The 19,448-nt window shown below is 71.5% G+C and carries 19 protein-coding genes; 8 read left to right on the top strand and 11 right to left on the bottom strand.

The window, feature by feature from the left end:
- Window positions 1-34 precede the first annotated feature (34 nt).
- Entirely contained in the window at window positions 35-727 is a 693-nt protein-coding gene (locus DFI_RS07260) for a Crp/Fnr family transcriptional regulator (protein ID WP_022801978.1), read from the bottom strand.
- A 77-nt stretch (window positions 728-804) separates the two neighbouring features.
- On the opposite strand from DFI_RS07260, the gene DFI_RS07265 reads away from it, so the two are divergent.
- Complete coding sequence (locus DFI_RS07265; protein WP_043776645.1) at window positions 805-1,518, top strand: ABC transporter ATP-binding protein; 714 nt, start codon at window positions 805-807, stop codon at window positions 1,516-1,518.
- Here the strand turns inward: DFI_RS07265 and DFI_RS07270 are convergent.
- From DFI_RS07270 to DFI_RS07295, 5 genes are all read right to left on the bottom strand, one after another.
- Window positions 1,515-2,603: an NADH:flavin oxidoreductase/NADH oxidase gene (locus DFI_RS07270; protein WP_027461598.1), complete on the bottom strand. Its 1,089-nt coding sequence runs from the start codon at window positions 2,601-2,603 to the stop codon at window positions 1,515-1,517. The genes DFI_RS07265 and DFI_RS07270 overlap by 4 nt on opposite strands.
- A gap of 485 nt (window positions 2,604-3,088) precedes the next feature.
- Window positions 3,089-3,886, bottom strand: a complete 798-nt coding sequence (locus tag DFI_RS07280) for an ABC transporter permease (RefSeq protein WP_338030610.1) — start codon at window positions 3,884-3,886, stop codon at window positions 3,089-3,091.
- Window positions 3,883-4,632 (bottom strand): ABC transporter permease, encoded by a 750-nt coding sequence (locus DFI_RS07285; RefSeq protein WP_051307427.1) that lies wholly within the window; start codon window positions 4,630-4,632, stop codon window positions 3,883-3,885. Before DFI_RS07285 ends, DFI_RS07280 begins: the two co-directional genes overlap by 4 nt.
- Before the next feature lie 56 nt (window positions 4,633-4,688).
- Window positions 4,689-5,717: an ABC transporter ATP-binding protein gene (locus DFI_RS07290; RefSeq protein WP_022801972.1), complete on the bottom strand. Its 1,029-nt coding sequence runs from the start codon at window positions 5,715-5,717 to the stop codon at window positions 4,689-4,691.
- Window positions 5,718-5,783: 66 nt separating this feature from the next.
- Window positions 5,784-6,500 carry a hypothetical protein gene (locus tag DFI_RS07295; RefSeq protein ID WP_027461601.1) on the bottom strand — a complete coding sequence of 239 codons (717 nt, stop codon included), beginning with the start codon at window positions 6,498-6,500 and terminating at the stop codon, window positions 5,784-5,786.
- 214 nt (window positions 6,501-6,714) lie between these two features.
- Here DFI_RS07295 and DFI_RS07300 point away from each other — a divergent pair, with 214 nt between their 5' ends.
- Both DFI_RS07300 and DFI_RS07305 read left to right on the top strand, forming a co-directional pair.
- Complete coding sequence (locus DFI_RS07300) at window positions 6,715-7,299, top strand: chromate transporter (RefSeq protein ID WP_043776649.1); 585 nt, start codon at window positions 6,715-6,717, stop codon at window positions 7,297-7,299.
- Window positions 7,292-7,813 carry a chromate transporter gene (locus tag DFI_RS07305; protein ID WP_027461602.1) on the top strand — a complete coding sequence of 174 codons (522 nt, stop codon included), beginning with the start codon at window positions 7,292-7,294 and terminating at the stop codon, window positions 7,811-7,813. The genes DFI_RS07300 and DFI_RS07305 overlap by 8 nt, the downstream gene beginning before the upstream one ends.
- 3 nt (window positions 7,814-7,816) lie before the next feature.
- Here DFI_RS07305 and DFI_RS07310 read toward each other — a convergent pair whose 3' ends face one another.
- A complete protein-coding gene (locus DFI_RS07310; protein WP_027461603.1) occupies window positions 7,817-8,560 on the bottom strand; it encodes an alpha/beta hydrolase family protein in 744 nt (247 codons plus the stop codon).
- Between the two features lie 104 nt (window positions 8,561-8,664).
- Window positions 8,665-10,023, bottom strand: coding sequence for an aspartate--tRNA(Asn) ligase (gene aspS / locus DFI_RS07315; RefSeq protein ID WP_081425655.1), 1,359 nt, complete (start codon window positions 10,021-10,023; stop codon window positions 8,665-8,667).
- A 236-nt stretch (window positions 10,024-10,259) separates the two neighbouring features.
- On the opposite strand from aspS, the gene DFI_RS07320 reads away from it, so the two are divergent.
- Both DFI_RS07320 and DFI_RS07325 read left to right on the top strand, forming a co-directional pair.
- On the top strand, window positions 10,260-11,138 hold the full coding sequence (locus DFI_RS07320) for an HpcH/HpaI aldolase/citrate lyase family protein (RefSeq protein WP_027461605.1): 879 nt from the start codon (window positions 10,260-10,262) through the stop codon (window positions 11,136-11,138).
- An 11-nt stretch (window positions 11,139-11,149) separates the two neighbouring features.
- Complete coding sequence (locus DFI_RS07325; RefSeq protein WP_027461606.1) at window positions 11,150-11,629, top strand: MaoC family dehydratase; 480 nt, start codon at window positions 11,150-11,152, stop codon at window positions 11,627-11,629.
- Window positions 11,630-11,696: 67 nt separating this feature from the next.
- On the opposite strand, the gene DFI_RS07330 is transcribed toward DFI_RS07325, so the two are convergent.
- Genes DFI_RS07330 through aroE form a run of 3 tightly spaced genes read right to left on the bottom strand, consistent with a single transcriptional unit; the run spans window position 11,697 to window position 17,130 of the window.
- The gene (locus DFI_RS07330) at window positions 11,697-12,929 is read right to left on the bottom strand and encodes an ATP-binding response regulator (RefSeq protein ID WP_081425678.1); all 1,233 of its coding nucleotides are present in this window, start codon (window positions 12,927-12,929) and stop codon (window positions 11,697-11,699) included.
- 2 nt (window positions 12,930-12,931) lie between these two features.
- On the bottom strand, window positions 12,932-16,270 hold the full coding sequence (locus DFI_RS07335; protein WP_244940246.1) for a PAS domain S-box protein: 3,339 nt from the start codon (window positions 16,268-16,270) through the stop codon (window positions 12,932-12,934).
- Complete coding sequence (gene aroE, locus DFI_RS07340; RefSeq protein WP_043776753.1) at window positions 16,267-17,130, bottom strand: shikimate dehydrogenase; 864 nt, start codon at window positions 17,128-17,130, stop codon at window positions 16,267-16,269. Before aroE ends, DFI_RS07335 begins: the two co-directional genes overlap by 4 nt.
- Before the next feature lie 285 nt (window positions 17,131-17,415).
- Between aroE and DFI_RS07345 the strand changes: the two genes are divergently transcribed.
- From DFI_RS07345 to DFI_RS07355, 3 genes are all read left to right on the top strand, one after another.
- The gene (locus tag DFI_RS07345; protein WP_027461610.1) at window positions 17,416-18,501 is read left to right on the top strand and encodes a PhoH family protein; all 1,086 of its coding nucleotides are present in this window, start codon (window positions 17,416-17,418) and stop codon (window positions 18,499-18,501) included.
- A 72-nt stretch (window positions 18,502-18,573) separates the two neighbouring features.
- The gene (ybeY, locus tag DFI_RS07350; protein ID WP_027461611.1) at window positions 18,574-19,041 is read left to right on the top strand and encodes an rRNA maturation RNase YbeY; all 468 of its coding nucleotides are present in this window, start codon (window positions 18,574-18,576) and stop codon (window positions 19,039-19,041) included.
- A complete protein-coding gene (locus DFI_RS07355; protein ID WP_027461612.1) occupies window positions 19,042-19,422 on the top strand; it encodes a diacylglycerol kinase in 381 nt (126 codons plus the stop codon). It begins immediately after the preceding gene.
- The last annotated feature ends 26 nt before the right edge of the window (window positions 19,423-19,448 follow it).

A 19,448-nucleotide genomic window follows, 5' to 3' on the forward strand; every position in this document is an offset into this window, starting at 1 on the left:
CAGGATAGCCCGTGCAGGACGCGGGGCGCGGGGGTCAGTCGCTGTCGGTGTCGTCCAGGCCCAGGCGCTGCAGGGCCGTGATGTCCAGCAGGGTCACGCTGCTGGGCGTGACGCGCAGCAGGCCCTGGCGGTCCATCTTCCGCAGCACGCGCGAGACCGTCTCGCGGCTGGCACTGATGCGCTGCATGATGTCCTGCGTGCTCAGGGGCAGCACCTCCGGCTGCAGGGTGCCGGCCACGCGGCGCTGCTCGTACAGCCCGCAGAAGACGTGCGCCAGCGCCGCCTCGGTGTTCAGGCCGAAGGCGATCAGTTCGTCGTTCTGCTGCGTGATGCGGTCCGCGAGCAGCGTGGCGAGATTCCACAGTACGTCCGGATGGCGGCGCAGGATGCGGGAGAAGTGGTCCCGGTACAGCATCAAGATGGTGGTGGCCGACAGCGCCGTCACGGTGGCGCTGCGCTCCCCGCGGGAGAGCACGGCCGTCTCCCCGATCAGGCCCGGGGCGTACACGTCTGCCAGGACGCGCTCGCGGCTGCCCAGGCTGACGCGGGAGACGCGCACCACGCCGTCCACGATCAGGTACAGCGCCTCGCCCGGTTCGTCCTGTTCGAGAATCACGTCCCCCGCGCGGTACGTGCGGGACGTGACGACCTTCTCCGCCTCCTGAAGGGCGTCGAGGGGAACGTTGCGGAAAAGTGGCGATGCCCGGAGTTGGTCCAGTCGTGACATTCCTCACCAGTTTACCCGGCGGCCGGGGCTGCCCGTCACCCCCACCCACCCCGGGCGGCCCGGGCCCATGCACTACCATGCGCCGCGTGACCGACCCCGCCCACCCACCCGCCCCGGCGCTCGCGGCTGACCAGCTCGTCCACGGGTTCGGGGGCCCACCTGTGCTGAAGGGCGTGTCGCTGGCCGTGGCGGCCGGCGAGGTGCTGGCCGTGACCGGCCCGAGCGGCAGCGGCAAGAGCACCCTGCTGCACCTGCTGGGCGGCCTGGACGTGCCGCAGGAGGGCGGCGTGTGGTGGGCAGGCGAGCGGGTGGACACCCTGGACACGCAGGCCCGCGCGGTGCGCCGGGCCGGGCGGGTGGGTCTCGTGTTCCAGCACCACTACCTGCTGGAGGACCTGACCGTGCTGCAGAACGTGCTGATTCCCGCGCAGCTGTCCGGCCGCAGCGACCCGGACCGGGCGCGGGCCCTGCTCGCCCGGGTGGGCCTCGCCGGGCGGGAGGCCGCGCTCCCCGGCGTCCTCAGCGGCGGGGAGCGGCAGCGGGTGGCGGTGGCGCGCGCCCTGTCGGCCAGGCCGGCGGTGATCCTGGCAGACGAACCCACCGGCAGCCTGGACCGCGCGAACGCGGACACAGTGGCCGCCCTGCTGCTGGCCCTGGCGCGCGAGGAGGGCGCGGGCGTGGTCATGGTCTCGCACGACGACCGCCTGAGTGCCCAGGCAGACCGGACCCTTCACCTGCTCGACGGGCAGATCACCGAGAACCTGTCCCTCCCACCGGCCCTGGGGGTTTAGTCCTTCACGCGGGTGCCGCGCTGGTACGCCTGCGGGAGGTGCGGCGTGACGCCCAGGCGCTGCGCGGCATGCCACGGCCAGTGCGGGTCGCCCAGCAGCGGCCGGCCCAGAGCGATCAGGTCCGCCTGACCGGACTGCAGCACGCTCTCGGCCAGTTCGGGCGTCTCGATCAGGCCCACCGCCATGATGTGCAGGCCGGGCACTTGCGCGCGGATGTGCTCCGCGAAGCGCGTCTGGTACGCGGGCCCCACCTGGAGCTGCTGCGCTGTGGTCAGGCCGCCGCTGCTGACGTCCAGCACGTCCACGCCCTCGTCGCGGAGCCGCGCGGCAAGTTCGGTCGTCTGCTCCAGGTCCCAGCCGCCCGTGGCCCAGTCGGTGGCACTCACGCGCACGAACAGCGGCTTGTGGGCCGGCCACGCGGCCCGCACGGCCCGCACGACCTCCAACAGGAACCGGACGCGGTTGTCGAACACGCCGCCGTACTCGTCGGTGCGGGCGTTCGCGAGCGGGGACAGGAACTGGTGCAGCAGGTAGCCGTGCGCGGCGTGAATCTCGATGGTGTCGAGGTTCGCCACCTCGGCCCGCCGGGCGGCCGCCGCGAAGTCAGCGGTGACACGGTGAATGTCGTCCACGGTCATGGCACGGGGCTGCGGGTACAGGTCACTGAAGGCGTTCCCGACCGGCCCGATGACCGTCCAGCCGCCGCGCTCGGGCGGCACGGCCCCGCGGCCGCGGCCCGGGGCGTAGGTGCTGGCCTTGCGCCCGGCGTGCGCGAGCTGCACGCCCAGCCGCCCGCCGTAGGCGTGCACGAAGTCCGCGATGCGCCCCAATGGCAGGGTGTGCGCGTCGTCCCAGAGGCCCAGGTCCTCGGGGCTGATGCGGCCCTCCGGGGAGACGGCGGTGGCCTCCGCGAGAATCAGGCCGGTGCCGCTCAGGGCGTACTGACCCAGGTGCACGAGGTGAAAGTCGTTGGCGAGGCCGTTCTGCGAGGAGTACATGCACATGGGCGACAGCACAATGCGGTTGGGCAGCGTGAGGTTGCGCAGGGTCAGGGGGGTGAACAGCAGGGGCGCGGGGGCGGTCATGCCCAGAAGCTATCCCGCGCGGGCCGCCCACGATTGTCGGATGCCCCGGGTTCCCTTTGAGGGACACTGGCGGTCTGCCCCTTCAGACGGACCTGACTGGAATCACCCCGCAGATGCTGGGCTACCTTTTCGAGAGCTGGCTGCACCCGCCCGGCCCGGACTCGTTCCTGCGCCTGCTGCGTGCCACACGTCGCCGTGGCAGTAGACAACGGGCAGGTGGTGGGCTTCGTGTATGCAGTCAGTGACGGCGTGCTGAGCGCGTACATTCCGGGGCTGGAGGTCCGACCGAGTGGCGCGGCCAGAGTGTCGCGCCGGTTCTGATTGCCCGTCTGCTCGCGCAGTTGGAGGGCCTGTCGATGATCGGCACGGTCTGCGACGACGACCTCGTGCCGTTCTCCAAGTGGTCCGGGATGCGGCGCGGGAACGCCATGCTCCGGTGCGACGACGCCCGGCGAAGCGACCAGCCACAGGATTGACGGCGCCTGTCAGCTGCTGGCGCTGGTGTAGCTGCCGACCGCCTTCAGCCAGAACCAGCGGGTCGCGGCGAACAGCACCGCGGCGACCAATGGGGACGCGAGCGCCTGGGTCAGGGTGAGGCGCCCCAGCAGGGCCTGAGCGGGCACGGTGGTGATGAACGCGATCGGCACCACCACGGTCAGGAAGGCGCGCACCGGGGCGGGAAAGGCGGTGGACGGGAAACGGGCGGCGCTGAACACGCCCTGGAAGAGCTCCGTGGCATTCTGGGTTTTCACGAACCAGAAGGCGGTGGTGCTGAGGGCTAGCCAGATGCAGTACACGATCACCAGGGACGACAGGTAAAGCAGCGTGCCGCCCAGCATGCCGCTGGCTGTGATGGTCAGGCCGGACGCGGCGTAGACCATCAGGCCGGCGCCGATCAGCAGGTCGGGGAAGCGGAGGATGTCCACGTTGCGGGTGCTGACGTTCAGCTGCGCGTCGATGGGTTTGAGTAGAGTGAAGTCCATGTTGCCGGTGCGGACCGCCTCGGCGATCTTGCTCATGTTGGGGCGGATGAACACGGCGATGAACCCGCTGGTGAGCAGGTAGAAGGCGGTGACGAGCAGCGCCTCGCGGAGCGTCCAGCCGCCCACGCCGGTGGTGCCGGGCTGTCCCAGCACCAGGCCCAGCGCGAACAGGGAGGTGCCGGTGGCGACCAGGGTGCCCATCAGGGCGCCCAGGAAGTTCGCGCGGTACTCCAGCTGCGCGCTGATGGTCGCGCCGATGAACACCCGCATCAGGCGCAGGGCGCGCCGCAGCCCCCTCACGCGCCCACCGCGCCGTAGCGGCTCAGACCGCGCCGCCACACCCACAGGCGCACGAACCAGAACAGCACCAGCCACCCGGCGAGGATGGCGGCGCCGTGCAGTGCCTGGTCAGGCGTGGCCTTGCCGGTCAGAAGTTGCGCGGGCAGGCCCAGCATGTACGGGAAAGGCGTCCAGCGGGCGATGGCCTGCGCCCAGTCCGGCAGGAAGGTCAGGGGCGCGAGCATGCCGCCCAGCGCGGCGTAGATCAGCCACACGACCTCCTGGAAGCTGGTGGTGTTCTCTGTCCAGAAGGCCAGCAGGCCCAGGGTGTACTCCCACAGGAAGCGGGCGGTGAAGCCCAGCGTGACCAGCCCGAAGGCGGCCGGGTACGCCCACCACTGGGTGGTGAATTTGGCGCCGGTGAGCAGGGTGAACACGAACACGAGCGCGAACATGGGCAGCGCGCGCACGAAGCGTTCGGTGACGTGCCCGATGAAGTGCGGCCAGATGGGGTCCAGGGGCCGCAGCAGCTGCGGGGAGAGCTGGCCCTGGCGGATGGCGTAGTCGATCTCCCAGGACACCCACACGACCATCAGTTGCGAGACCACCCAGATGCTCAGGAAGTACCCGGCGAACTCCTCGGGGCTGTAGCCGCGCACCTGCCCGCCCGGGGCGGCGTCGGCCTGCGCCATCCACACCAGCATCATGACCAGGGACAGCGTGCCGGAGAACATCCAGATGATGATCTCGGCGCGGTACTCGGCCATGCTGGCGAACTGCGTGGCGAACAGCACCCGGAACTTGCGCCACAGGGGCTGCGCGCTCACGCGGGGACCTCCTGCGGCGGCTGGGGAGCGGCGTCCTTCTTCCCGAACAGTTCGGCCATGACCGTCTCGATGGGCGGGTCCTCCACGGTCAGGTCGGCAACGTCCAGGTCCGCCAGGAGCCGCGCGGCCCGGGTGCTGACCTCGGCGCGGGGCACGCCGAGTTCCACGCTGAGGCCTTCGTTGTGGATGACGGTGCCGTAGCGGGCGAGCTGCGCGGTGTCGGCGGGGCGGCGCAGTTGCAGTTTGACGGTCTTGCCGCCGCTGCTCTGCCCGGCGAGGTGGCGCAGGTCCCCGTCGAACACGAGGTCGCCCCGGTCGATGACGAGCACGCGGTTGGCGAGGGCGGTCACGTCCGCCATGTAGTGGCTGGTGAGGATCACGGTGGCGCCGTAGCGGCGGTTGTACTCGCGTACGAAGTCCCGCACGGCCTGCTGCATGTTCACGTCCAGCCCGATGGTGGGTTCGTCCAGGAACAGGATCTTGGGGCGGTGCAGCAGCGCGGCGGCCAGTTCGCACTTCATGCGCTCGCCCAGCGAGAGCTTGCGCACCTGCTTTTTCAGGATGCCGTCCAGGGACAGCACCTCCGTGAACTCGCGCATGGTGGCCCGGTACTGGTCGTCGGGAATCTCGTAGATGGCCTGATTGACCAGGAAGGAATCCAGGGCGGGCAGGTCCCAGATCAGCTGCTGTTTCTGCCCCATGACCAGCGTGATCTGCTTCAGGAAGGCGGCCTCCCGGCGCCGGGGTTCGTGCCCGGCGACGACGGCGGTGCCGCCGGTGGGGTGCAGCAGCCCGGAGAGCATCTTCAGGGTGGTGGTCTTCCCTGCCCCGTTCGGCCCGAGAAAGCCTACCACCTCGCCAGGCGCGAGATCGAAGGACACGCCCTTGACGGCGTCCACCATCCGGGTGCGGCGGTTCACGAAGGCCCGCAGGCTGCCCATGAAGCCGGGTTCCTTCTCGTGAACGGCGTACTGCTTGATGAGGCCCTGCACGTGCACGGCGTGGCCCGCGTGGTCGCTGGTCATAGTGTCCCCAGGGTACGCCACGGGCGGAATGCCCGCCCCGGCCTAGGCCACTTGACGTAACGGCCGTCAGGGTTTTTCCCATTCCACCACGCGGCGCCCCCGCCGGTACGTGTAGAAGGCGCCGACCAGCAGGAACACGTTCATCAGGGCGGCGGACAGCACCCGCTCGCAGATGCCGTAGGCCTTCCCCAGCGGCGTGTGCGTGCCGTCCGGCGTGACGAGCAGCACCACCGCCAGCGTGAGGAGCACCACGGCCGCGGTGATGTTCACGTTGTACAGGTGCTCCCGGTAAAAGCCCTGCCACAGCTTGTGCCGCAGCGGAATCACCCGGCCGGTCGTGAGGTCCGTGCGGCGCCCACCAAAGTCCAGGGCGATGAAGCACCGCGTGTGCGGGGTCAGGAGAAAATGCTGCTGGGCGTCCAGCAGGCGGTGCAGGAACCACTCGCTGGTGCTCTGGATGTCCGTCAGGTACCGGCCGAAGATGCGCACGCTCACCTCGTGCCGCGCGGCGTTCACGCTCAGCAGGCACTCGTTCGGTGCGGGCCGGTCCACGTCCTCCAGCAGCATCACCTGCCCGTCCAGGACCTTTTCCAGCGCGGTGGGGTTCAGGCGACCGATCACGTCCCGCATCCGGGGGGTGTACTCCCCCTGGGCGTCCCGGACGGGCAGGAACGTCCAGGTGGGCAGCAGTTCGCGCCAGAAGGCCTCGCCCGTCACCGCGTCGTCGCCCGGTCGGAGGTGCACGGTCGTGATGGAGCGCATGAAGGTCATGTGGTCCGGCATCGGCCCTCCCGGGAACCCGCCAGCGGGAGGAGGCGCGGCCCGCCGGGAGGGCTGGCCTGCGCCCCGCGCCCGGGCTGGGGGGGCCTGAACGGGTGCCGCTCGTGGTTCGCCATGGGGCCAGCGTAGGCACTCCCGGGCGGTGACCGGCTCACCTGTTTACCGTGTCCCCCAAGCAGTCCTGCCTGCGGCCACCGGCCGCGCCTAAGCTCAGGGCATGACGCGCCCAAGCCCCGCTCCCACGCCCGGGGGGCTGTTCGTGGCCTTCGTGCAGGTCGCCCTGTCCGGGATCGGCGGGGGCCTGCCCGCCCACACGCGCCGGCTGCTGGGCGACCGGGGCTGGATCACCGACGAGGACTACGCCGAGACCTTCACCCTGGCGTCCCTGACCCCCGGCCCGAACGCCGTGAACCTCGCTGCGGTCCTCGGCATGCGGCTGGGCGGCGTGGCCGGCGCCGTGTGCGCGGTGGGCGGGATTCTGCTGCCCGGCCTGATCGTAATGCTGGCGGTCTCGGCCGTCACGGTGGGGCAGGGCGCGGCGCTGCCCGGCTGGGTGCAGGGCGCGCTGCGCGGCGCGGCGTGCGCGGCGGTCGCGGTGATGCTCACGGCCGCGCTGCCGGTGCTGCGGGTGGGCGTGAACGTGCGCGGGGGTGTGGTGGTGGCCGCGCTGACGTTCCTGGCGCTGGGCGTGCTGCGGCTGGACCTGCTGCCGGTCCTGCTGGCCGCCGTGGGTGTGGGCCTGCTGATTCACCGCCCCCGCGCAGCCTCCGGGACGGGCGCGGCGGGGGTGCCGGATGCCTGAGGCCGCCCCCCTTCAGCTCGCGTGGGAGTTCATCCGGATCGGGCTGATCAGTTTCGGCGCGGCGAACCTGCCGGAGATGGAGCGCGTGCTGGTCACCCTGCGCGGCTGGATCGACGCGCGCACCCTGGCGAGTGGACTGGCGCTGGGGCAGCTCATGCCCGGCCCGAACCTGCTGGCCGTCACGCACTACGGGTACGCCATCCAGGGCCTGGGCGGCGCCCTGATCGCCACGGCCGCCTTCTACGTGCCCACCTCGGCCCTGAGTGCCGGGGTGGCGCGGCTGTGGGACCGGCACCGCGCGAACACCTGGGTGAACGCCCTGCGCAGCGCCCTGCTGCCCTTCGGGGCGGGCGTGATGCTCGCCAGCACCCTGGTGCTGGCCCGCACCAGCCTGCACGGGTGGACGGACCTGCTGATCACGGCCGTGGCGTTCGGGCTGCTGTGGTACGCGAAGGTCAACTCGGCCGTGGTGGTGCTGGGCGCGGCCGTGCTGGGCGTCCTCCTCAGCCTGTAACGCTCAGCCCTGCCCGGTCAGGAAGCGGGCAGTGACGCGGTGCAGCGTCTCCACGTGCTCCAGCGAGTCGAAGGTGTGGCCCGCACCGGGGATCGCGGTGGCGTCGCAGTTCAGCGCCTGGGCGTAGCGCACGCCCCACGCGGGCGGGCAGACCGTGTCCGCGTCCCCGTGGAACACGTGGGCCGGGCCGCCCCACGCGGCGGCGGCGTCCAGGGGCCGCAGGCGCACCACCTCCTGCAGAAAGGCCCGCCCCACCGGCCAGCCGCCGTAATCGGTGACGGTGGGCGGGAACGCCCCGCCGCGCAGCAGGGGCAGCCACAGGTCCGGCAGGGCGGGCGCCCACAGAGCCAGCCGGTGCGGGCGGACCTCCCCGGCGCTCAGCGCCGCGACCAGACCGCCCAGGCTGAAGCCCAGCAGCATCACGCGCTGCGGGTCCAGGCCCGGCTGGCGGCGCACGTACTCGAAGGCGGCCACCACGTCCTGCACCTCGCGGGACACGGTCATCTCGCTGAAATCGCCCTGGCTTTCCCCGCTGCCCCGGAAATCGAAGCGCAGGCTAGCCACGCCCCGCGCTGCCAGCAGGCGGGACAGGAGCACGAAGTTGCGGTGGCCTTCCATGCGGTGCCCGGTGAAGCCGTGCAGCATGACCACGCTGGGCCAGCCCTGTGCGGGCGCGTCTCCGTCGGGCACGTGCAGCATGCCGTACACCCGCTGACCTTCCACCGTGAACTGCGCGAACGCTTCCATCCCGGGATTCTGCCAGACCCGGGCGGAACGCCACGCGGGGCAGGGGGCCACGCCGGCCACCCTGCCCCGCGCTTCACCCCACCCCGTGCTTCACGCCGCGCCGCTCAGGGCGTGAGGCGGTGCCGGTCGCGGGGGAACGCGCGGGCGTAGCGCACGTTGCTGATGCCCAGCAGCTTCGCCGTGAGGCGCTCGGCACCGATCGCGAAGCCGCCGTGGGGCGGCATACCGTACTTGAAGACCTCGGTGTAGCCTTCCAGGCTCGCGGGGTTCAGTTTGTACGAGGTGATGGAGTCCATCAGCATGGCGTGGTCGTGGATGCGCTGCCCGCCGCTGGTGATCTCGATGCCGCGGAACAGCAGGTCGAAGCCGCGGGTCAGGTCGGGGTTCAGGCTGCCGTCCTCGTTGTGGTCGGCGTGCGTGTAGAAGGGCCGGGCGGCGCGCGGGTACTTCGTCACGAACACGAAGTCGCTGCCTTCAGTCTCGGCGTAGTGCTGGGAGAGCAGGCGCTCGGCTTCGGGGTCCAGGTCCTTGCCGCCCACGGCGTGCCCGTACTTCTCGCTCACCAGCCGGCGGGCGTCCATCAGGGTGATGCGGGGAATGTGGGCGGGCACGTCCGGGATCTGCGCGCCGAGCAGCGTGAACTCGGCCGCGCAGCGCTCGCGCAGGCGGACCATGATCGCGCCGAGCAGGCGGTTTTCGAGCGCCATCACGTCCTCCTCGTCCTGAATGAAGCCCAGTTCCACGTCCAGGGAGAGGTACTCGTTCAGGTGGCGGCTGGTGGCGTGCTCCTCGGCGCGGTATACGGCCGCCACCTCGAACACCCGCTCGAACACGCCCACCATGATCTGCTTGTACAGCTGCGGGCTCTGCGCCAGGAACGCCTGCTGCCCGAAGTACTCGATGGGAAACAGGTTCGCGCCGCCCTCCGCGCCGGCCGACACGATCTTCGGCGTGCTGATCTCCGTGAATCCCTCGGTGTTCAGGTGGTCGCGGAAGGCCGCGACGAGTTCCGCCTGCACCTTCAGCGCGGCGCGCTCCTTCAGGCCGCGCACGGTGACCACGCGGTAGTCCAGCATGGTCTCGGGGTTCACGTGCCAGTCCATCTTCGGGATCTCCACGGGCGGCGCGGTGGTGGCGGCGCTGATCACCCGGAACGCCGTGACCTGCACCTCGAAGCCGCCGGGCGCTTTCGGGTGGGCCTTCACGGTGCCCTCGACCTCCACGCTGCTTTCCGCCAGCGGCAGGTCCAGGCCGGACCCGACGCACTGCGCCAGGCCGCTCACGTCACGCAGCACAAGAAACTGCACGCCCCCGAGATCCCGGCGGGCGTGCAGAAAACCTTGCAGTCGGACGGTCTGGCCCTCATGCCGCGGCAGTTCGCGGGTGAGGGTGCGGGGCAGGCCCTGGGCGGCCGCCTGTGTCGGAGCCGATTGGGCCGGGGGGGTGGGGGCAGGCTGGGTCATGGAACTCCTTGAGGGGTGAGGCGGGGCGGAAACGAAAGGCCCCCGGCCTTGGGGAGGTCGGGGGCGCGGCACAGCGAAAGGCGACCCCTAGCCGGGATCGTTGTCATTGTTGTTCGCTGCGGTGAACATGCCCCGAGACTATGCCCGGCCTCCGGGCCGGTCAACGGGGCGGCTAGGCAGGTGCCGCCCGCCGCCCACCGGGACGGGGCCGGGAACGCTCGGGTATCCTCACGGACGTGACCCCGCACTCCACCACCCTGGCCCGCCCGCGCAGCGTGCTGTTCGCGCCCGGCAACCGCGCGGACCTGATTGCCAAGCTGCCCCGCAGCGCCCCGGACGCCGTGGTCCTGGACCTGGAGGACGCCATTCCCGCCACCGAGGCCGCCAAGGCCGCCGCGCGCCCCATCCTGCGCGACGCTGCGCGGGACCTGATCGCCGCGCACCCGCACCTCGCGGTGTTCATCCGCGTGAACGCCTTCTATTCCCCTTACTTCAACGACGACCTGGCGGTCCTCACGCCGGAATTCTCGGGCGTGGTGGTGCCCAAACTGGAATCCGCGGACGACGTGACCCGCGTGCGCGCCGCGCTGGCGCAGGTGGACGTGGACCTGCCCGTCATGGCGGGCCTGGAAACCGGGGCGGGCGTGTGGAACGCCCGGGAGATCCTGGACCACCCGGCCGTGCAGTGGGCGTACTTCGGCGCGGAGGACTACACCACGGATCTGGGCGGCGTGCGCACCCCGGACAACCTGGAGGTCCTGTACGCCCGTTCGCAGGTGGCCCTGGCCGCGCGGCTGGCCGGGAAGCCCGCGCTGGACATCGTCGTGACCCGCCTGAACGACGAGGACGCGTTCCGCACCGACGCCCGCCAGGGCCGCGCGCTGGGGTACAGCGGGAAACTCTGCATTCACCCGGCGCAGGTGCCGCTGGCCCACGAGCACTTCGGGCCCACGCCGGCCGAGGTCGCCCGCGCCCGCGCCCTGCTGGACGCTGCGCACACCGCCGCCCAGGCCGGGCACGGGGCGTTCAGCTTCGAGGGGCAGATGGTGGACGAACCCATGCTCGCCAAGGCCCGCGCCCTGATCGCCACCACCCCCGAGGAGACGAGCGCATGACCGACCCGCACCTGAACGCCGACCTGAACCGCCCGCAGGGCCGCTACCTGGAGGAGCTCCCGGTGGGCGCCGTGATCCGCCACCGCGTGACCCGCACCCTGACCGAAGCCGACAACGTCTTCTTCACCACCCTGACCATGAACCCCCAGCCGCTGCACCTGGACCACGAGTACGCCGCGAAGACCGAGTTCGGGCGGCCGCTCGTGAACAGCCTGCTCACCCTGAGCACCCTGGTGGGCCTCAGCGTGCACGAGCTGACGCTGGGCACCCTGGTCGCCAACCTGGGCCTGTCGGACATCGTGTTCCCGAAGCCCGTGTTCCACGGCGACACCATTCACGCCGAGTCCGAGGTGCTGGGCGTGCGCGAGAGCCGCAGCCGCCCGGACGCCGGGATCGTGACCGTGGAGCACCGCGCCATCAACCAGCGGGGCGAGGTGGTGGCGAAATGCACCCGCACCGCCCTGATGCAGCGCCGCCCCAGCGCGGGGTAAGGAGAGAGCGGGGGCTGAACAGAATGCGGGCAGAGTGGAATTCCACTCTGCCCGCATTCTTGCGGTGTTACTCCTCGTCCTCGTCGGGGGTGGGGAGGCGCACGCGGAAGGTGGCGCCGCCGCCCGGGGTGTCGAGCACGTCGATGCTGCCGCCGTGGGAGGTCACGACCTGCTGCGCGATGGTGAGGCCCAGCCCGGCCGATCCGGCTTCCTTGCCGCGGTAGAACTTGTCGAAGATGCGGGGCTTGATGTGGTCGGGCACGCCGGGGCCGCAGTCGACCACGCGGACCTCGACCTCGCCCGGGCGTTCGCTGAATTCCAGGTGCACCTTGTCGGCCGAGCCGCACACGCGCACGGCGTTGTTCACGAGGTTCGCGAACACCTGCGTGAGCCGCCCGGGGTCCCCGACGATCTCCAGGTCGCCGTCGGGCGCGCGGACGCCGAAGTCCCGGCCGATCTGACGGAGCAGGTTCCCGAGGTTCAGGAAGTGGTTCTCGATGCCCTGCACGAGTTCCCCGCGGGAGAGCTGCAGCAGGTCGTTCACGAGGCGGGTCATGTTCTCCGCGACGCGCTGCGCGTCCAGCAGCGTCTGGCTGCCGCCGGCCTCGCGTTCGGCGCGGCGCAGGTAGCCGTGCAGGGCGGTCAGGGGCGTGCGCAGTTCGTGGCTGGTTTCGGCCAGGAAGGTCTTCTGGAGGTTCAGGGCCTCTTCGAGCTGCCTGGCCTGCACCTCCAGGCGCCGGGCCTGCCGCTCGGCGATGCCGTTCAGGCGTTCGACCTCCACGAGGCGGGCCTGGAGGCTGGCGTTGAGGTCACGGACCTCGCGTTCGGCCTGTTCGCGGCGGGCGCGGGCGTCCACCTCGGCCATGGCGCGGCGCACGGCCTGCGGCAGGCGTTCCAGGCGGGCCTTGAGGACGTAGTCGGTGACGCCCTGGCGCAGCGTGTCCACGGCGACTTCCTCGCCCATGGCGCCGGTCACGATGATGAACGGCACCATCGGCAGGTGCGCGTTCGCGGCCTGGAAGGCGCTCAGGCCGTCGTAGGAGGGCAGGGAGAAGTCGCTGAGGATCAGGTGCGGGCGGTGTTCGTCCAGCGCGGCGCGGAATTCGGCCTCGTTCTCGGTGCGGCGGAAGTCGGTGGCCCAGGGCAGTTCGCCTTCCAGGTTCATGACCACCAGTTCGTGGTCGAGTTCGCTGTCCTCGAGGTGCAGGATGCGCAGGGCCTCGGTCTCGGCGGGCAGGCTGGCCCAGGTCTGGGCGCCGTGGCCGGGGGCGGTGATGGGGGTGGGGGCAGGGTCGAGCATGGTCATTCAGGGGACTCCAGGGGCAGGGTGACGCTGAAGGTCGCGCCCTGGCCGGGCTGGCCCTCGGCGCGGACCTGGCCGCCGTGGCGGTTGACGATGCGGCGGACGTTGGCGAGGCCGATCCCGATGCCCTCGAAGTCCTCCGCGCGGTGCAGGCGCTGGAACACGCCGAAAAGTTTACTCGCGTATTCGGGGTCGAAACCCACGCCGTTGTCACGAACGTGGACGGTCACGGCCCCGTCCTGCGTTTCGCTGGTGATGTCCACGCGGGCGTCCGGGGTGCGGCGCGTGTACTTGATGGCGTTGCTGAGCAGGTTCGTGAACACCATGGCGAGCAGGCTGGGGTCGCCGTGCACGGTGGGCAGGTCGCCCATGGTGAGCGGGATTTCCCGGCCCTGACGGTCGGGTTCCAGGCCCTGCCAGCTGGTGCGGATCAGGTCGTTCAGGTTCACCGGCACGAAGCGCAGTTCCTGGCGGCCCATGCGGGAGAACTGCAGCAGGTCGTCGATCAGCTGGCTCATCTTGGTGCTGGCGTCCGTGATGACGTTCAGGTACCGGTCGGCTTTCGGGGAGAGGCTGGTGTTCGTCTCCTTGCGCAGCAGTTCCCCGAAGCCCACGATGTGCCGCAGCGGCGTGCGCAGGTCGTGCGAGACGCTGTAGCTGAAGGCCTCGAGTTCCTTCACGGCGTCCTGCAGTTCCACCGTGCGGCGCTGCACGCGCTCCTCGAGTGACTGGTTGAGCTGCCGCAGGTCGGCCTGCGCGGCGGCGGCGGCGGCCCGCAGGGCGTCCTGTTCCAGGGCCGCGCCGAAGCGCTGGGCGAGTTCCTGCACGAGTTCGTGGTCGCGGTCGGTGAGCGGCTGCCGGAAACTCAGGCCCAGCACGCCCGCCGAGCGGCTCTGGAAGCCCTGCAGGGGCAGGATCACGGCGCTGCCCATGTTCAGCCGTTCCAACATGCCCGGGTCGTCGGAGTACACGGGCTCCCCGCTGTCCAGCACGCGGCGCACCAGCCGGGAGATGACGCGTTCGTGCTCGGTGCGCAGCAGGCTGGGCGGCGGGCGGGACTGGGCGAGCACATGCCCGTCCGGGGAGCTCCACAGGAACGCACTCTCCGCGAAGCGGCCGGTGACGAGTTCCAGAGCCTGTGTGTAGCGCTGCACGCGGCCGCGCGCGTCCTCGTCGCTGGGGGCGAGCAGGTGGGCGGTGACGTTCGCCAGCAGGCGGGAGGACGCCTCGGCGTGCACGCTGTCGTCCACGTCGGTGCTGGTGCCCACCCACTCGATCAGCTGGCCCTGGGTGTCCAGCACCGGGAGGCTGCGGGTCACGAAGGCGCGGTACACGCCGTCCGCGCCCAGCAGGCGGTGCTCGGCGTCGAAGGGCCTCACCTGACCCAGGGCGCGCTGCCAGCGCTGGCGGAAGTCGTCGCGGTCGTCCGGGTGGATCAGTTCCACGAAGGGCAGCCCGGCGTTCTGCGCGCCGACGTACTCGTCCCAGCGGCGGTTGAAGTAGGTGGGCACGCCGCGCGTGTCGGTGAGCCACACGATCTGCGGCATGCCCTCCAGCACGCCGCGGTAGCGCTGCTCGCTGCGCTGCGCGAGGCGTTCGGCGACCAGGCGGTCGTGGATGTCGGTGGCGCTGCCCACCCAGTCCAGGGTGCGTTCATGGTCGTCCAGGATGGGCGTCACGCGGATCATGTACCAGCGCCAGGATTCCTGCACGCGCAGACGCACCTCGCACTGCGCGGTGCCGTTCACGGCGCGGGCGCGGGCCCACATCTCGTCGTAGTGGTGGCGGTCCTCGGGGTGCAGGCGCCGCTCGAAGTCCTCGCCTTCGAGCAGGGTCTGGTGGCGCAGGTTGGTGTAGGTGAGGTGCCCGTCGTCGGTGACCACCCACACGATGTGCGGCACGGCGTCCAGCACGTCCCGGGAGCGCTTGTCGGCGGCCCGCAGGGCGCGGTCGGCCTCCAGGCGCTCGGTGACGTCCCGCACCACTTCCAGCAGGCCGAGCACGTTCCCGTCCGGGCCGAGGACCTCGGTGCGCTGGGCCTCGCCGGCGAATTCGGTGCCGTCCACGCGGCGGTAGGGGGTGGTGAGGGCCTGGAAGGTGCCCAGGTGAGCCAGGCGGCGGTCGGCGTGCAGCTGCTCGACCGGCTGGCCCAGCAGGGCGCGGTCCTGCACGCCGAACAGCCGGGTCAGGGCGCGGTTGGTGCGGCGGATGCGGCCCTTCGTGTCGGTGAAGGCGGCGGCGTCCTGCATGGACTGGAAGATCGCCTCGAACTCCGCCCGGGCCTGCATCTCGCTCTGGCGGGCGCGGTTCAGGGTGTCGTTCATGGATTCGGCGCGCAGCCGGGCGCGCATCTGCCCGTTGGACAGCCGGAAGGCCAGCCCGGCGATCACCATGCCGGACAGCAGTACCAGCAGCGGCAGGTTGGCGGCCACGTCCCGGCCGAAGGCGGCGTCCGCGGAGTAGTGGACCTGCCAGGGCTGGCCCAGCAGGTCCAGGGTGCGGTCGTCGCTGAACGACGTGAAGCGGTGCTGGGGGTTGGTGATGGGCACGCCGGCCACGGTCACCTCGATGTGCAGGCCGGCGGCCGTCTCGGGCCGGGCGATGGCGGTCACGAGTTCCTCGGCGCGCACGGCGAGGTACACGAAGCCCAGCGGCTCGCCGCGCGCCTCGCCGCGCCACACGGGCAGCGCGATGATCAGGCCCTGGACGGGCCGGCCCTGCGCGTCACGTTGCACCAGGGGGATGGGCGGGGTGGACTGCACGTCGTTCGTGCGGCGGGACAGGGCAAACGCGGTCCGGCGGGCCGGGTTGCTGTACATGTCGAAGCCCAGGGCCCGGCGGTTTTCCGGGCTGTCCGGCGCCAGCACCACGATGGGCGCCTTGGGCTCACCGGGCGGCGTGACGGGCCGGAAGTCCAGCGCCTGCCCGGCCTGCGCTTCCAGGCCGGGGCGCAGCGCGTCCAGGCGGCCGTCCGGAATCCAGCGCGCGAAGCCCAGGCCCTGCAGGGCCGGGATGCCGCTCGATTCCCGCAGGAGTTTCAGGGTGAGGTCCAGGGTGGCCTCGTCCGGCACGCGGCCCGACGCGGACCACTGCGCCTGCGTGGAGCGGAGGAAGCCCTCGTACACGTTCAGCTGCGCGACGAGGTCCTTGGCGTGCGCGTCGGTCTCGCGTGCGAAGCGGTTGTCCTGCTGCAACCGCACGAAGGACGCCGTGATCAGCGCCATCGCCAGGGCCAGCAGCAGCACCAGGACGAGCACCAGCAGCGGTGTCAGGCGGGTGCGGGTGACCCGCTGCATCAGGGGCGGGGTGCCGGGCGCGACCGGGGGGTCCGGGGTCACGGCGCCTCACCCTGGGCATGCGGTTCCAGGGCCGCCTGGGCTGCGTTCAGGAAGACATGGAGCGGCACGTCCGCGCCCGTCCAGGCCAGGAAGGAGAGCCGGGCCTGGGCGGCCAGCATGCTCAGGCCGTTCTCGGCCCGGTGTCCGGCGGCGCGGGCCTGGCGCAGCAGGCGGGTCTCGGCGGGACGGTACACCATGTCGTACACCGCGGCCCCAGCCGGCAGGCGGGCGACCACCTCGTCGGTGACGGGGGACTCGTCCGGGCGGCTGAGGCCCGCGCTGCTGGCATTCACGAGCAGCGCCATGTTTTCCCAGGGCACTTCGGCGGGGGCCACGGCGGTTCCGCCCAGTTCGGCGGTGAGCGCCTCGGCGCGCGCCAGGGTGCGGTTCACGACCGTGACGGCCCATCCGTCGCGCTGCAGGGCCCACACGGCGGCGCGGGCGGCCCCCCCGGCGCCCAGCACGGCTGCCTGCCCGCGGTCCGGTCCGGTCAGGGGGGCCAGGGCGTCCAGCAGGCCCGGGGCGTCCGTGTTCTCGCCGATCAGGTCTTCCCCTCGGCGGATCACGGTGTTCACCGCGCCAATGGCCCGGGCAGCGGGCGTCAGGCCGTCCATCAGGGCCAGGGCCGCTTCCTTGTGGGGCAGGCTCAGGTTCGCCCCACAGGCGGGGGGCACGCGCAGGCCGCGCAGCGCCGCGGGCAGGTCCTCCGGCGGGACCCGACGGGCCTCGTACTCGCCCGGCAGCCCGGCGTGCAGGAAGGCGGCGCGGTGCATCACCGGCGACAGGGAGTGCGCGGCGGGGTCCGCGAACAGGTACGCCTGCAGGGGCCCCGTCGCAGGCCGGTGCGGGCCGGTCGTCATCACGTGTCCAGTGTACGGGGGGTGGGCGCGGCCTCCAAGCGGCGCCTGGACGGGGCCTGCTCTATGAACGAGGCGGAAAGGTCTCTCATGTCCCCCGGCCCGGGCGCGCGTGGCCGCTGTCCTGGCGCGGCGCGCGGCCCGGGACCGCCCCCCTGGCCGACTCCTTAGAATGTGCAGCGGACCACGCCCCCCTCGGGCGCGGCCCACGACAATACCTCCCTCTGGCCCCGCTTTCCCCGCCTCCTTTCCCGCCCGGCCCGGCCGGCGCGACTTCCAGGAGTTCACTTGACAGATCCCACCCAGACGGACCCGCAGCAGACGCCCTCCACCCCCGCGGACGCGGCCCCGGCCCCCGCGGCGCCCCAGGCGACCGCGACCATCACGCTGGAGCACCAGCGCGAGGCGTACGCGCTACTCGGCCCGCAGGACGCGAACCTGCGGCGCATGCGGGAACTCACGAAAGCGAAACTGATCGCGCGCGGCGAGACGATCTCCGTCAGCGGCGACGCGGCCGAGGTGACCCGCGCCGAGCGGATGGTCCGGGACGCGCTGGACGTGGTGCGCTCCGGAGGGGAACTCACCCCGGACAGCCTGCTGCGCAGCGCCCGGCTCTCCGACGAGGGCCGCTCGCTGGCCGCGGAAACGCAGGTCACCGGCCTGAGCCTGCCACGCGGCCTGAAACCCAAGACGCCCGGCCAGAAGGAGTACCTGGAGAAGGTCGAGAAGAGCGACATCACCTTCGGCGTGGGGCCGGCCGGGACCGGGAAGACCTACCTCGCGGTGGCAATGGCCGTGCAGGCCCTGAAAAACCGCAAGGTGAAGCGTATCATCCTGACCCGTCCGGCGGTGGAGGCCGGGGAGAAACTGGGCTTCCTGCCCGGGGACCTGCAGGCGAAGATCGACCCGTACCTGCGCCCGCTGTACGACGCGCTGCAGGACATGCTGGACCAGGAGAAGTTCGAGTCGTACCTGACGAGCGGCGTGATCGAGATCGCCCCGCTGGCGTTCATGCGCGGCCGCACGCTGAACGACGCGTTCATCATCCTGGACGAGGCGCAGAACACCACGGGCGAACAGATGAAGATGTTCCTGACCCGCATGGGGTACTCCAGCAAGGTCGTGGTCACCGGGGACGTCACGCAGATCGACCTGCCGCGGCACATCACCAGTGGCCTGGCGATCAGCAAACGCGTGCTGGGCAACATCGAGGGCATCGCCTGGCACGAGTTCACGGACGTGGACGTGGTTCGTCACCCGCTGGTGGGCCGGATCATCAAGGCGTACGAGGCGGCCGAGGACGCCGAGGAGGACCGCCGCGCGGCCCGGCGCGGCGAGTTCGCCAGCATTCCCGAGGACGACCGGGACCGGTAAACGGTTTCTGGGGTGGGGGCGGCCGGGATTTCCGGCCGTCCCTTTCCTTTGGCATCTGCGATACTCGGCGGCGTGATTGATCTGGTGGTCCGCAAGACCCCGCCGGCGGGATTGCGTCCGGCCCTGCGCGCCAGCCTGGGAGCGGTGCAGGCGCATTTCGGCGTGGAGGACCGGGAGCTGACGGTGGTGCTCGTCGGGGACCGCACCATCCGGGCGCTCAAACTGGAGCACTGGGGCGAGGACGCCGCGACCGACGTGCTGAGTTTCCCCACCTGGGAACCCGGGGACCCGTTCATGCCGCCGCACCTGGGGGACATCATCATCAGCCTGGACACGGCGGCGCGTCAGGCGCAGGCGCGCGGGCACAGCCTGACGCGGGAGGTGGCGCTGCTCGCCAGCCACGGCCTGACGCACCTGATCGGGCACGACCACCCGCACGCCGAGGGCCTGGGCTTCGAGGAGGGCGCCACCGGCGAGGAATGGCGCGTGTTCCACGAGGCGTGGGACGTGGCCCGCGCGGCGCTGCCTGACGGGGCGTAGGTGCGGTCGGACGGGTCCGCGCTGAACCTGCGCCGCTGGTGGCGCTCGGCGGGCTTCGCGTGGGCGGGGCTGGCGTTCGCGTTCCGCACGCAGGCGAACTTCCGGATCGAGCTGGTCTGCGCAGCGCTGGCTGTTCTGGCCGCGCTGTGGCTGAACGTGCCGGGCGCGCCGGTGCTGCTGGCCTGCGCGCTGGTGCTGGCGCTGGAACTGATGAACACGGCCGTGGAGGCGGTGGTGGACCTGGTGAGCCCGGACGTGCACCCACTGGCGAAGGTCGCGAAGGACGCCTCGGCGGCGGCGGTACTGCTGGCCTGCCTGGGGGCGCTGCTGGTGGCCGGCGTGACGCTGCTGCCGGCGCTGCTGGCGCGGCTGGGCCTGTAACGGGGCGCCAGGGGGCATGGAGGAAC

The sequence above is a fragment of the Deinococcus ficus genome, assembly GCF_003444775.1.
Taxonomy (GTDB): Bacteria; Deinococcota; Deinococci; order Deinococcales; family Deinococcaceae; genus Deinococcus; species Deinococcus ficus.